Raw genomic sequence first — 13,543 nt, forward strand, 5'->3', positions numbered from 1 at the left:
TTATACTAATGGTATTAGTTTTATGTCACTAAAAAAATTTTTTTCAAAAAAAGAACAGTAGCCGTATAAACGACTACTGTTCTTTAAAGATATTAAACTGTGTAACGCTCATCTTCTAAAATTTTCGCAGCGATTTCACGTTTCTTCGGAATTACGTTAAGTGGTGTGTGGCGAGTTAATTTACGTAATGATGATAACATCATGCGCAGCATGTCGCCGTTTTCAACTGCGATAAGTGTTTCTTTCGCATCTGCTTCGATTTCGTTAAATGCTTCTTGGCAGAATACTTCAGTGTATAACACTTTTTGTTTATTCTTTTCAAGACCAGTTGTTTTGATCGCTTTTTCTGTACGAAGAACAGCTGATTCCATTGCGTATAGATTGCTTACGATGTCAGCGATATTCACAAGAATTTCTTGCTCTTTATCTAATGCTTTACCGTATTTTTGAGCCGCTAATCCAGCTACCATTAAGCCGATTTTCTTCGCATTAGTTACTAAATACTTTTGAAGTGCTAATGGCTCATCGCCTACTTCTTCTGGCATCATCATCATTAACTCTTCTTGTAATTTTTGTGCTTTTTGAAGAAGTGGTAATTCACCTTTCATCGCTTTACGTAAGAACGTACCTGGTACGATTAGGCGGTTAATTTCGTTCGTTCCTTCGAAAATACGGTTAATACGAGAATCACGGTACATTCTTTCAATCTCGTACTCTGCCATAAATCCGTAACCACCGTGAATTTGAACACCTTCATCTACTGTATAGTCTAATACTTCAGAACCGAATACTTTGTTTAAAGAGCACTCGATTGCATATTCAGCGATAGAAGCTGCTACTGCTTTACCGTCTTTTACTTCTTCTTCAGATAATGTGCTCATGCGGCTTTCGAATAAACCTACTGTACGATATACAGAGCTTTCAGCTGCATATGTTTTTGCTGCCATATTCGCAAGTTTCTCTTGAATTAATGGGAAGCGAGCGATTGGTTGTTTGAACTGTTGACGTTGGTTTGCATATTGTGCTGAAATTTCTACTGCACGTTTCGCAGATCCAACTGTACCAACACCTAATTTATAACGACCGATATTTAAAATGTTGAATGCGATAATATGACCTTTACCGATTTCACCAAGTAAGTTTTCTTTCGGTACTAACGCATCTTCTAAAATTAACGTACGAGTTGAAGAACATTTAATACCCATTTTCTTTTCTTCTGGGCTTGTAGATACGCCAGCGTAGTCTTTCTCTACGATAAATGCTGAGAAGTGCTCTCCATCGATTTTTGCATATACAACGAATACGTCAGCGAATGCAGAGTTTGTAATCCACTGTTTTTCACCATTTAATACGTAATGTGTACCTTCTGCATTTAAACGTGCAGTTGTTTTTGCACCTAATGCGTCAGATCCTGAACCTGGCTCTGTTAATGCGTATGCAGCTAATTTTTCACCAGTTGCAAGTAATGGTAAATACTTTTTCTTTTGCTCTTCGTTACCGAATAATACGATTGGTAAAGATCCGATACCTACGTGAGCACCGTGAGTAATTGCAAAGCCACCAGCGCGAGAGAATTTCTCTGCGATTAACGCTGAGCTTACTTTATCAAGACCAATTCCACCGTACTCTTCTGGTACGTCAGCGCCTAATAAACCAAGTTCCCCAGCTTCTTTTAAAAGACGAACTGAACGATCAAATTCATGTTGCTCTAAATATTCAAGCTCTGGAAGAACTTCATTTACGATAAAGTCCTCTGTCGTTTTTGCAATCATTTTATGCTCAGATGAAAAATCTTCTGGCGTAAACACTTGATCAATCGTAATCTCATCTACTAAAAAGCTACCGCCTTTAACCGCATTTCCTACTGTTTTTTCCATGAAAATTTCCTCCTTCATATTTTCATGAGCCGCTTCTCTCTTTTTGAAAGAAGCTGGCTCTCCCTTTTTTTATAAACCTTTGTTGCTTCCATTCTTTGCTTTAGCGTCGTCTCGTTCTGAGCGAACCGCTTCCACTTTTTTTTATAATCCAGTTCCAGTGGCTAAAACAGTCGGTCGTTTCCCCCCTTCCTTTGAGGCAAAAAGCGCCTCTTCGTCAGGGCTTCCAACGCCCTCCTGTTCTAAACGAGCCACCTGCACTTTTTTATAATCCAGTTCCAGCGGCTAGAATGTTCGGTGGCTTCGCTTCTTCCTGCGAGGCAGAGAACGCCTCTACGTCTGAAGCTCCATCCCCCTCACATTCTGAACGAGCCGCTTCCACTTTTTATAGTAATTCAAATACTCCCGCTGCTCCCATTCCGCCGCCGATACACATTGTTACGATACCGAATTGTTCGTTGCGGCGTTTCATTTCGTGAATAAGAGATAGTGTTAGTTTTGCCCCTGTACAGCCAAGTGGATGTCCAAGTGCGATTGCACCACCGTTTACGTTTACTTTTTCTTCATCTAAACCAAGTTCACGAATAACTTGAATTGATTGAGAAGCGAATGCTTCATTTAGTTCAAATAAGCCAATATCAGATAGCTCTAAGCCAGCTAGTTTTAGCGCTTTTGGAATTGCAGCGATTGGGCCGATTCCCATTATTTCTGGTGGTACGCCAGCTACTGCAAATGAACGGAATTTCGCAAGTGGCTTCATGCCATCGCTCACTGCTTTTTCGCGATCCATTAATAGTACAGATGCTGCACCGTCACTCATTTGTGAAGAGTTACCAGCTGTTACAGAACCGCGAACGTTAAATGCTGGACGTAATTTCCCTAAAATGTCTAGCGTCGTCTCTGCTCTTACACCTTCGTCTTGTGCGAAAGTGATTGTTTCTTCTTGCAGTTTATTGTTTGATCCAACCGAGCGTAACGTCACATCTACAGGTACTGTTTCATCAGCAAAGTTTCCTGCAGCTAATGCTTTTGCAGCACGTTGATGACTTCTTACTGCAAATGCATCTTGCTCTTCACGAGAAATTCCATATTTCACAGCAACTTGCTCTGCTGTATGTCCCATACCCATATAATATTCTGGAGCCGCTTCTACAAGGCGACTATTCGGACGAACAACGTGTCCCATCATTGGAACTAAACTCATTGATTCTGCTCCGCCTGATAATACAGCTTCAGAGTGACCAAGCATAATACGCTCTGCTCCGTAAGCGATACTTTGTAAACCTGAAGAACAGTAACGGTTAATCGTAATAGCTGGAACATCGTAAGAAAGTCCTGCTAATCCGCCGATATTACGAGCCATATTTAAACCTTGCTCTGCTTCTGGCATCGCACAACCGAAAATTAAATCATCGATTGGTCCTTCATAATTCGCACGCTTTAACGTTTCCTTTACTACTAACGCCCCTAGATCGTCAGGACGAACTGTTTTTAATGAACCCCTCTTTGCTTTTCCAATTGGTGTTCTTGCTCCCGCAACAATGACAGCTTCTCTCATGAACGATATCTCCCCTCGTTATTAGTTACGTAATGGCTTTCCTTTTACAAGCATGTGCTGCATTCTTGCTTGTGATTTCATCTCACTTACTAAGCTAATAAATGCTTCACGTTCTACATCTAATAAATATTGCTCATCAACTTCTGTTCCGTACGGTACTTTTCCGCCCGCAATGACATATGCAAGTTTCTTCGCAATGTGAAGATCGTACTCTGAAATGTAACCAGATAAATGCATTGCTTCCGCACCAAGTGCAAGAGTTGCATATCCTGTTTCCCCAACAACTGGTATCTTTTTGCGGATCGGCGCTTTATAACCAGCTTCATATAAAGCAAGTGCTTTCTGTTTCGCATCGTATAGTAAGTGATCACCATTCACACTAATACCATCTTTATCACCTAAGAAGTTATGAGAAACTGCTTCTTGTCCTGAAGTTGAAACTTTCGCCATTGCGACTGTTTCGAACACTTTATTTGCAACTTTTTGCAGATCAAACTCTACACCGTTTGCCATTTTGTTTAAGTGTTTAATGTATAGCTCTTTATTACCGCCTCCGCCAGGGATTAAGCCAACACCAACTTCTACTAAGCCCATATACGTTTCACTAGAAGCTTGAATGCTCGCTGCTGGTAAGCAAACTTCTGTACCTCCGCCAAGCGTCATACCATATGGTGCTGCTACAACTGGCTTAGAAGAGTACTTAATTTTCGTCATTGCATCTTGGAAGTTTTTCACAACTAACTCAATTTCAAAGTAGTTGTCGTCTTGTGCTTCCATTAAGATCATTGCTAGGTTCGCACCAACGCAGAAGTTCTTCGATTGGTTACCGATAACAAGACCTTTATAATTCTTTTCTACTTCATCAACAGCGTAGTTAATCATTTGCGTAATATCCATACCGATTGCATTGCTCTTCGAATGGAACTCTAAGCAAAGGATGCCGTCGCCTAAATCAATTAAGCTCGCTCCGCTATTTTTCTTTAATACGCCATTTTTCGCTTTTAATTGCTTAAGAGAAATTGCTTTTTTATTACGCTCGATTAGCTTATATTCGCCATTATCGTAATAGTAGCTATCGCCGTTATCATGTTTATAGAAAGTAGTGAAACCTTTCTCTAACATTTCTTTCACCCAAGTAGGAACAACTACGCCGTTTTCTTCCATCTTTTGAACAGATTTTTCAACGCCGATTGCATCCCACACTTCAAATGGCCCTTGCTCCCATCCAAAGCCCCACTTCATCGCTTGGTCAATTGCAACGATATCGTCAGCAATTTCTTTATGAAGTTTTGCAGAGTATAAAAGAGTTGGTGTAATGATGTTCCATAATAACTCTCCTGCACGGTCTTTTGCGTATACAAGCGCTTTCAATTTATTCGCTAATCCTTTTTCTTGTTTACTTAACTCTACGGATGCAGCTTTTAATTTTTTACGCGCTTCGTATTCCATCGTTTCAGGATTTAATTCTAAAATTTCTTTTCCTTGTTTTAAGAAGAAGCCTTGACCCGTTTTACTTCCAAGCCATTTTTTCTCCAGCATGTCATGCATGAAAGCTGGTACTTTAAATACATCACGCTCTTCTTCTTGCACATTTTCATATACGTTATTTGCAACGTGTACGAATGTATCTAAACCGACAACATCTAATGTGCGGAACGTTGCGCTCTTCGGACGACCAATAAGTGGGCCTGTTACAGAATCAACTTCCCCAATGCTATAGCCGCGTTTTACCATCTCTTGAAGAGTAACAAGTAAGCCGTACGTACCGATGCGGTTTCCAATAAAGTTTGGTGTATCTTTTGCGATAACAACGCCTTTTCCAAGAACGTCTTCGCCAAATAGTTTCATGAAGCTTAATACTTGTGGATCTGTTTCTTTCGTCGGTATTACCTCTAGAAGTTTTAAATATCGTGGTGGGTTAAAAAAGTGTGTGCCTAAGAAGTGTTTCTGGAAGTCGTCTGAACGACCTTCTGCCATTTTTTCAACTGAAATACCTGACGTATTCGAGCTTACGATAGAACCCGGTTTACGAACCGCATCTACTTTTTCAAATAGTTTCTTTTTAATATCTAAGTTTTCAACTACTACTTCAATAATCCAATCTACATCAGCTAGACGCTCAAGGTCATCTTCTAAGTTACCTGCTTCAATCAGTGCTAAATTTCCTTTCACTGTCAGAGGAGCTGGTTTTTGCTTTAATAGTTTTTGCACAGCCGTATTACTAAAACGATTTCTCACACTTTTATGTTCTAATGTAAGTCCCTTCGCTTCTTCTTCTTTCGTAAGCGCAGGTGGTACAATATCAAGCAATAATGTCGGAATACCAATATTAGCTAAGTGTGCCGCAATTCCCGAACCCATTACGCCTGAACCTAGAACAGCAGCCTTTTTAATTTGGAACATCCAATTCTCCCCCTATTCTTGAATGAATGCTCATTCAATTTTTCGACATAAGTCGCAATCAATGAGTGAGCCTCTACTAATAAATATATGATACTGTTTAAATTTTCGCAATATATTTATTGATAAAATTTTCTGAAATAAATATTTTTCTTTTATTTGCCCATGCTATATATGTATTTTCTTCACTAAAATACACTTTCCCTTTTTATAATCTGACGAAACTGGAGGAATATATATGGCAAAACTTAAGAAGAACCCTTCAAAGGCTGGAATTAGTGCAGCTAGTGTAACTGGAAACGCAGGTCCGCATAACCACGGTGTTGAAAAAGGACGCCAAGGTAATAACCAACAATATAAAAAGCATAATATGGGCGAAAAATAACGCTATATTTTTGGGCAGAGAACGTGGCATAATGATTAATGGCTGCTTTTTCTGCCCAATTTATTTGTAACAAATGAGGGAATTATAATGAAACGAACAATAGTTATGATTGTAATGATTGCCACACTATTTACAGGGATGATTTTCTTCTCTTATGCACAAAGGCAACAAGCTGTAAGAGCTGATCAACCTAATATTACTGGGCAATATGGAGTTACAATCGATGCAGACACAGGTGAAGTTTTGTATGGAAAACGCGAAGACGAACGCTCTTATCCGGCTAGTATAGCCAAAATGATGACAACCCTTCTTTTACTAGAGAATGTAAAAGAGGATGAGGAAATTACAGTTACAGAAAACGCAATTAAAACAGAAAGTCAAAGTAAGAAAATTAAACTTCGTGCTGGGGAAAAGTTAAAACGTGATGAGGCATTAAAACTGATGCTTATTATTAGTGCAGATCCAATAGCTGAATCCATCGCAGAACATATTGCAGGATCAAAAAATGAATTTGTGAAAATGATGAATGCTAGAGCGAAGGAACTCGGTACAAAGCATGCGACTTTCAAGAACGCAAGTGGTGCTGATGCACTTGGAAATAAAGTATCGCCATATGACATTGCTATTATTACGAAAGAAGCATTAAAGTATCCAGTTGTTTTAGAATATATGAATTCAACACGTACAACTCTACATACTTCAGAACGCTCTCCAAACATCGCAAACTACGGACGAGAAGAACTATATGACGATCCATATGCGATTGGAAGTAAAAGCGGTCTATCAGCACTCGGAAAATATACAGTCGTAACAGTGGATGAAAAAGACGGTAAACGCGTCATTAACGTCGTATTATCTTCTACTCGCGCGCAACTATATCCTGATACGAAGAAAATGGCACATTATGCATTTCAGCAATTAAAATAACCAAGGAGTATTTTCTCCTTGGTTATTTTTTAACCATACCTTTTAATACGAACGCAACGTTTGCTGGACGCTCTGCTAGACGGCGCATGAAATATCCATACCAATCGTTTCCATAAGGTACGTAAACACGCATTTTGTAACCTTCTTTTACTAGCTCAAGTTGACGCTCATTACGAATACCATATAACATTTGGAATTCAAATTGATCCCTTGGAATATTATGTTCTTCAGCAAGTTTTTTTGTATATTCAATAATCGCTTCGTCATGTGAAGCGATTGCAGTATAATTTCCATTTAATAAGTGCATTTTAATAATCTTTTTATAATTGTCATCTACATCTTTCTTGTCCGGGAACGCCACTTCTTCAGGTTCTTTATAAGCTCCTTTTACAAGACGTAAATTAGGTTTATAAGCATTTAAATCCTCAATATCTTTTTCTGTACGATATAGGTAAGCTTGAATAACAGTACCAATATTATCGTACTCAGATTTTAATTGTTTAAAGATATCAATTGTTTTACCGCAGCGTGTATAATCTTCCATATCAATTGTAACGAACACACCATTTTCTTTTGCAGCTTCTAAAATACGGCGCATATTGTTCATTACGATTTCATCAGAGATATCTAATCCCATAGAAGTCATCTTTAAAGAAAGCTGCGAATCAAGACCTTCTCTTCCAATTGCACGGATCGCTTCAATCGATTGGTTAGCCATTTCATTTGCTTCCGCTTCATTATCAACGAATTCACCTAAATAATCGATTGTTACACAAAGACCTTGCTTATTTAATTGTTGAATGGCAGCTGTCGCTAATTCAATCGTCTCCCCTGCGACGAAGCGACCTGCACCAAAGCGTAAACCGTACTTTTTAGCCAGTTTTGTTAGCGCTTTATTTTTAGATAAGAAAAGAAACGAATTTCGCATTAATTGTTCCATGTAATTCACCCCTATGACTGTAATTTATCTGTTTTTTACCCCTCTTCAAAATTATATCATTGTTTAAAATTATTGGATACAAATAATTATTTAGATAATTTATAAAATACTATAAAAACATTTAAAAACCTATATTTCTGCTTATAAATATACCTGAAATATTTTTCGACATTTAGAAAAATGGAGTTTAATAGGTATAAAATAGGCATGTCGAAAATATTCGACATGCCTATAAAATCCTTTATATTCCATGTAAATTATATAAGGATATTAATACAGAAAACTTGCGATTATATTTACCTCAAGTTTTTTTATTGCTCATTTCGCTTCTCTTCATTCAGCCTTTTAATATCTGTAATTAACTGTACCATCTCTTCTTTCGCATCTGGATAAGTTTCATTCCAATGCTTTACTAAAGCTGGCATCGTCTTAGCTATGTAAGAATACAGTGCCCACTTCTGTACCTGTTCTTTTCTCTCTTCATTGCTCTCTCCAAGTAACAGCTCAGTATATTTCTCCAGTAAACCATCAAACTGCTCGTTAAACTTTTCACTCATTTTATTTACCTCCTATATGAAAAAAGCAGCGAAGATCGCTGCTTTTTCTTATAATTTTGATCGAACAGAGTTTAATTTTTTCTCCATTGTGCTTACTTTATCACGACGATCATCAATACGAATAGTTGTTGCAACACGCTGTGCACCTTTCGTATATGGAACTTCATGCATTTGTTGTATTACTTCTAGAATGACAGGAAGATCTCCTTCAATAATTGTATTCATCGGTGTTAATTGATACTTCACGCGATCCGCATTTTTCTCTAGCACCTTTTGTACTTCTGCTACATATTCACTAACACTTGGATTACCTGTTCCTACTGGAATAATCGATACATCAACAATTGCCATAGTAGTCTTCCTCCTATAATCGTTTCTTATATATCCATTGTCTATTTTACCGAAATCCTCATCATTTTACTAATATGTTACTCTTCCACTTTAAACTGCTCGACTAATCTTTCTAAATCTCTCATATGTTCTGTCAAACTTTCCATCGTGTGAGCTACCTTTTCTAAATGATTCACCTGTGATTCCGTTGCAGCATGTACCTCTTCAGAAACAGCTGCACTTTCTTGACTCGTACCAGCAATTGTATGCATTACCGCTGTAATTTCCCCTTGCTCATAACCTATGTTATGTACCTCTTCTACAATTTTTTCAACTGAAGTACTAATCGTATTTACAACTGACATAATTGTACGGAACTCCATTTCCGCCTCTGTCGTCACTTTATTTTGCACATCTGCAATGTCTTTCAATTTACTTACAACTTCTACAACCCTTTTTACTTCTAATTGTACATCACCAATCATCATTGTAATTTCTCCGGTTGCCTCTTTTGATTGTTCCGCTAATTTCCGAACCTCTTCAGCAACAACCGCAAATCCCTTACCTTGCTCACCTGCACGGGCAGCTTCAATCGATGCATTTAAAGCAAGTAAATTTGTTTGATCCGAAATACCTTTTATAAGCTCAACAACATTTTGAATCGATCCAACTCTTTGTTCTAACTTATCCGATGCTTCTTCTGTATGAACAACAATCGAAGATGATTGTCCCCTCGTACGGATTAAATTCCTCATTGTATTTAATCCTTGCTTAGATGCCTCTTCCGCTTTGCCAGCCACTCCTTTTATTTCACCAACGGAGCTATTCATTTGTTCTACTGACTCCGCCATATTCTCGAGCTGAGCTGAAACTTCATCCACACTATTCGCAAGAGTAGAAGCTCCTCCGCTCACATCATCCATCGCTCCTGAAACTTCTCTACTAGCCGCTACTGTTTCGTTCGTTAAATAATGTAAACTATTCGTTGATTGTTGCACCGTTGATACGCTGTTTTTAATTTTACTTACCATTTCATTCATTTGTTCAACCATATCATTAAAGTGCTTAGTCAACTCTCCAACTTCATCTTTACTTGTCACTTTCATTCGCAGCGTTAAATCGCCTTCTGCTACTTTTTGCACGTGATTCTTTAATAGTTGCAGTGGTCTTGCTAATCTTCTTGAGAACAAGTAGGAAGCTACGATTCCAACTAATAAACTAATACATGCCATTATAATAACTGTATTTCTCGTACTATTTAATAGCCCATCGATCGTTTCTTTCGGATAAAAGATTCCTATCGTCCATTTCATCGTATCAAATGATTGACTGTAAACAACTACATCTTCACCTTTTATTGTAGTGACCGCATATTTTGTTACCTCTTTATTTAAGCTCTTTATAAGTGGTTCTTTAGAAACATCTTTTCCTATCTTTTCTGGATAAACAAGAGCCATATTTTTATCATTTATAATAAACATTTCTCCGTCATTATTGTATTGAATATTGTGAAGCAACTTCTGAATCGTCCCAAGCGATACATCCATCGCAACAACGCCTAATACAGACCCATCTTGAGCTGTAATTGCTTTAGAAACACCTACACTTAACTTTCCTGTTGCAATTTCATAAGAAGGTTGTCCCCAATGGACCTTTTTTACATCAGCCTCTGAATCTTTATACCATGGTCTTGTCGTTGGATCATATCCTTCTGGCACTTGCCCACCTTCAGCAAGATTGGCACTTAATGTTTTTTTATCTTTCGTACCAATATATAAATCTAAAATACCAGGATGATTCTTTTTATACTCCGCAAACTCTTTCGTTAAAAACGCTTCCTCTTCTGGAGTAACCCCACCTTGAAGTATATTACGAATCATCTCACTGTTCGCGTAATACCCCATATCTTCATCCGTTCTTTGAACAAATGTCGTAAGTTGCTCTGTCACAAGATCCATCGCATTTTGAGAATACTCGTCTAAGGAACGCACTTCCTTTTCTTTCTGTAATTGATACACAGCTGTACCCAATATTACGAACATCATAGAAATAAGTACTGAAAACACTACCGCAATTTTTAAACGTAAACTTCTTAACATCTTCCCCCCAGCATCCCCTTCGTATTAAATTAAAAAACTTATTAATCATTATATTAAGTATAATAGATAAAATTAAAAAATTGAAATTAATTCTCACCTTAATACAATTAGAAAAAGGACTACCACTTGTGCAAAAACAAATAGTTCATTATCCTTAAAATATAATCTCATTCGTTCGGAGGGAACTATGTTACAAAAATTCGGTTTCTCACAATATGAAAGCCAGGCTTATGAAGTTGTCGTATCAAGCAATGAACCATTAGATGCTACAACGATTGTGAAGCATTCAGGTGTTCCAAAAGCAAAAATATATGAAGTGCTAGCACGCCTAATCGATAAAGGAATGGTAATGGATTCTGTTTCAGAAAAGAAAAAATTGTATACAGCATTACCACTAAAGCTAGCAATTGAAAAATTAACGACAGAATTCCAATCAAATATTAAAGAACTGGAAACAAATATATCAAAAAAATCATTTACAGATGACCGTGTGTGGAGCTTAAAGATGCAATCTTCTATTCGAGTTCAAAGTAAAGAACTCATTGAAAGTGCACAAGAATCAATCCGTATTTCAGCTTGGAATGATACTCTTTTAGAATATCTTCCTTTACTAGAACAAAAAGCAAAACAAGGTGTTCAAATTGAGTCCCTTATTGTTGGAGAAGTAGAAACAGACTTAGAAAACATGCATTTTCTAATCCCAGCTGAAGAACCTAATGCATTAGAGCGCTACTTGCTACTCATCGTTGACGATCGTGAAATTTTATTTGCTGGCGTAGAACAAGAGTCATGGCAAGCGATGAAAACAATGTCACAACCTTTCGTAAAGTTCTTTACAGAATTTTTCTATCACGACGTTGCACTTGCAAAGATTACCCAGAAGCACCACGATCTCTTTATGGAAGATGAGGAAATTAAGAGTTTGTTGATGAAATTGAGGTACTAATTAAATAATAAAAAGGAGTCTAATTTTTCACTTAGACTCCTTTTCGTTTTGTTCCTTTATCTCTATCAACAGCTCAATGATTTTTTCATTTTGCTCTACTTGCTTCTCTGAATTTTGATAGATGAAACGAACCCATCTAAGTGCAAGAATAATAAGAAACAACGGAAGCATTGAAATTAGAAGACCAATAATTGAAAAATTCGTATACATATACCTCACCTCGCTATATAAACCTTCTCCATCTTTCTACTAAAACCTGCAATTTTTTACAAATTAAAAAAGAACCTATCAAACGATAGATTCTTCTTTCACGAACTGAGTAGAGCGTCCTCTCGTAATTGAGAAAATCGCGCAAAGCAGTGCTAATATAATAAAGCCACCGCCTACCCAAGCATTATATATAACAGATGATTTTTCAATAACAACTCCGCCTACTGTTGAACCGAGTGCAATTCCTAAATGAAGCGCAGAGTTATTTAAACCTTGCTGAATACCAGCTGATTCCGGTGCAATTTCAATTAAATAATTTTGCTGTGCTGGTGAAATCGCCCAGCTCAGCATACTCCAAAGTCCCATCATAATGATGAAGAGCGGGAATGAGAATGTCATTATTGGCAGTATGAAGATTGCACATGCAAATACGATAATAATCGAGATAATACTTTTCTTCGATCCCCATTTATCAGCAAGCCAGCCACCGAATCCGCCACCAATTACTGCTGCGATTCCGAAAATAAAGTAAAACACACTAATCCAGTTTGCTTCAACATGCATGACATCTTTTAAAAACGGTGTTAAATATGCATACAATGTTAAATGCCCCGTTAAAAACAAAAATGATGTTAACTGTGCACTTACAATTTTTTTATCTTTTAAAGTAGCAAGTTGTTCTTTTATTGATAATACCGATGTCGGTGGTACTTTCGTTAAGAACAATGAAATACAAGCTATTGCCATAACTGTTAATACAGAAATTAATACAAATGGTGCACGCCATCCGTATGCATTTCCGAGTACAAGACCGAGCGGTACTCCAAGTACAAGTGATCCACTAATCCCCATAAAAATGATTCCAATTGCACGCGCACGAAAATGCGGTTCTACTACACTAGAAGCAAGTGTTACCGATAGTGCAATAATTAATGAACCACTCGCCGCACAAATAACCCTTGAGAACATTAGCATTCCGTAATTCACACTAAACGCGGAAATAATATTTCCGATTAAGAAAATCGATAATGCTCCAACATACAATGTTTTTCTTTCAAACTTCCCTGTCACAGCTAATAAAACTGGACCTGACAAAGCAAATACTACCGAAAATATTGTTATAAGCTGACCAGCTGCACTAATAGATACTCCTAAATCATTGGCAACTAAATCGAGTGTTCCTCCTATAATTAACTCAACCGTTCCGACTACGAAAGCCGCGATAGCTAAAATATAAACACGAAAATTCAAGTCTTTCCCCACGCTTTCTATTTTGGTTACTACGACTATAGTAACCAAAATAGAAAGTGGACGCAA

Annotated in this window: 12 protein-coding genes; 3 read left to right on the forward strand and 9 right to left on the reverse strand. The window is 37.5% G+C overall.

Features of this window, described 5'->3' with window-relative positions; genetic code table 11:
• Window positions 1–92: 92 nt before the first annotated feature.
• The 3 genes from V7S45_RS24830 to V7S45_RS24840 all read right to left on the reverse strand — a co-directional run bounded on the left by V7S45_RS24830 (window position 93) and on the right by V7S45_RS24840 (window position 5,835).
• Window positions 93–1,877 carry an acyl-CoA dehydrogenase family protein gene (locus tag V7S45_RS24830; RefSeq protein ID WP_000416291.1) on the reverse strand — a complete coding sequence of 595 codons (1,785 nt, stop codon included), beginning with the start codon at window positions 1,875–1,877 and terminating at the stop codon, window positions 93–95.
• A 382-nt stretch (window positions 1,878–2,259) separates the two neighbouring features.
• Window positions 2,260–3,432 carry an acetyl-CoA C-acetyltransferase gene (locus tag V7S45_RS24835; protein WP_342761537.1) on the reverse strand — a complete coding sequence of 391 codons (1,173 nt, stop codon included), beginning with the start codon at window positions 3,430–3,432 and terminating at the stop codon, window positions 2,260–2,262.
• A 21-nt stretch (window positions 3,433–3,453) separates the two neighbouring features.
• Window positions 3,454–5,835, reverse strand: coding sequence for a 3-hydroxyacyl-CoA dehydrogenase/enoyl-CoA hydratase family protein (locus V7S45_RS24840; RefSeq protein ID WP_000486377.1), 2,382 nt, complete (start codon window positions 5,833–5,835; stop codon window positions 3,454–3,456).
• Between the two features lie 235 nt (window positions 5,836–6,070).
• Between V7S45_RS24840 and V7S45_RS24845 the strand changes: the two genes are divergently transcribed.
• Together V7S45_RS24845 and V7S45_RS24850 are read left to right on the forward strand one after the other, a co-directional pair.
• Window positions 6,071–6,217, forward strand: a complete 147-nt coding sequence (locus tag V7S45_RS24845; RefSeq protein ID WP_001096344.1) for a YuzL family protein — start codon at window positions 6,071–6,073, stop codon at window positions 6,215–6,217.
• Window positions 6,218–6,304: 87 nt separating this feature from the next.
• Window positions 6,305–7,144, forward strand: coding sequence for a serine hydrolase (locus V7S45_RS24850; RefSeq protein ID WP_000831462.1), 840 nt, complete (start codon window positions 6,305–6,307; stop codon window positions 7,142–7,144).
• A gap of 22 nt (window positions 7,145–7,166) precedes the next feature.
• Here V7S45_RS24850 and V7S45_RS24855 read toward each other — a convergent pair whose 3' ends face one another.
• From V7S45_RS24855 to V7S45_RS24870, 4 genes are all read right to left on the reverse strand, one after another.
• Complete coding sequence (locus V7S45_RS24855; protein WP_000436783.1) at window positions 7,167–8,084, reverse strand: proline dehydrogenase; 918 nt, start codon at window positions 8,082–8,084, stop codon at window positions 7,167–7,169.
• Between the two features lie 311 nt (window positions 8,085–8,395).
• Complete coding sequence (locus V7S45_RS24860) at window positions 8,396–8,641, reverse strand: YusU family protein (RefSeq protein ID WP_001290594.1); 246 nt, start codon at window positions 8,639–8,641, stop codon at window positions 8,396–8,398.
• A gap of 48 nt (window positions 8,642–8,689) precedes the next feature.
• Complete coding sequence (locus V7S45_RS24865) at window positions 8,690–8,992, reverse strand: MTH1187 family thiamine-binding protein (RefSeq protein WP_001018860.1); 303 nt, start codon at window positions 8,990–8,992, stop codon at window positions 8,690–8,692.
• Window positions 8,993–9,069: 77 nt separating this feature from the next.
• Window positions 9,070–11,070, reverse strand: a complete 2,001-nt coding sequence (locus V7S45_RS24870) for a methyl-accepting chemotaxis protein (protein WP_061666026.1) — start codon at window positions 11,068–11,070, stop codon at window positions 9,070–9,072.
• Window positions 11,071–11,257: 187 nt separating this feature from the next.
• Here V7S45_RS24870 and V7S45_RS24875 point away from each other — a divergent pair, with 187 nt between their 5' ends.
• Window positions 11,258–12,016, forward strand: coding sequence for a TrmB family transcriptional regulator (locus V7S45_RS24875; protein ID WP_000939481.1), 759 nt, complete (start codon window positions 11,258–11,260; stop codon window positions 12,014–12,016).
• A gap of 27 nt (window positions 12,017–12,043) precedes the next feature.
• Here the strand turns inward: V7S45_RS24875 and V7S45_RS24880 are convergent, their stop codons facing one another.
• Entirely contained in the window at window positions 12,044–12,226 is a 183-nt protein-coding gene (locus V7S45_RS24880) for a hypothetical protein (RefSeq protein ID WP_006918814.1), read from the reverse strand.
• Between the two features lie 78 nt (window positions 12,227–12,304).
• Window positions 12,305–13,543 carry an MFS transporter gene (locus tag V7S45_RS24885; RefSeq protein WP_100249637.1) on the reverse strand — a complete coding sequence of 413 codons (1,239 nt, stop codon included), beginning with the start codon at window positions 13,541–13,543 and terminating at the stop codon, window positions 12,305–12,307.

The sequence above is a fragment of the Bacillus sp. BR3(2024) genome (assembly GCF_039134555.1).
Taxonomy (GTDB): Bacteria; Bacillota; Bacilli; order Bacillales; family Bacillaceae_G; genus Bacillus_A; species Bacillus_A cereus.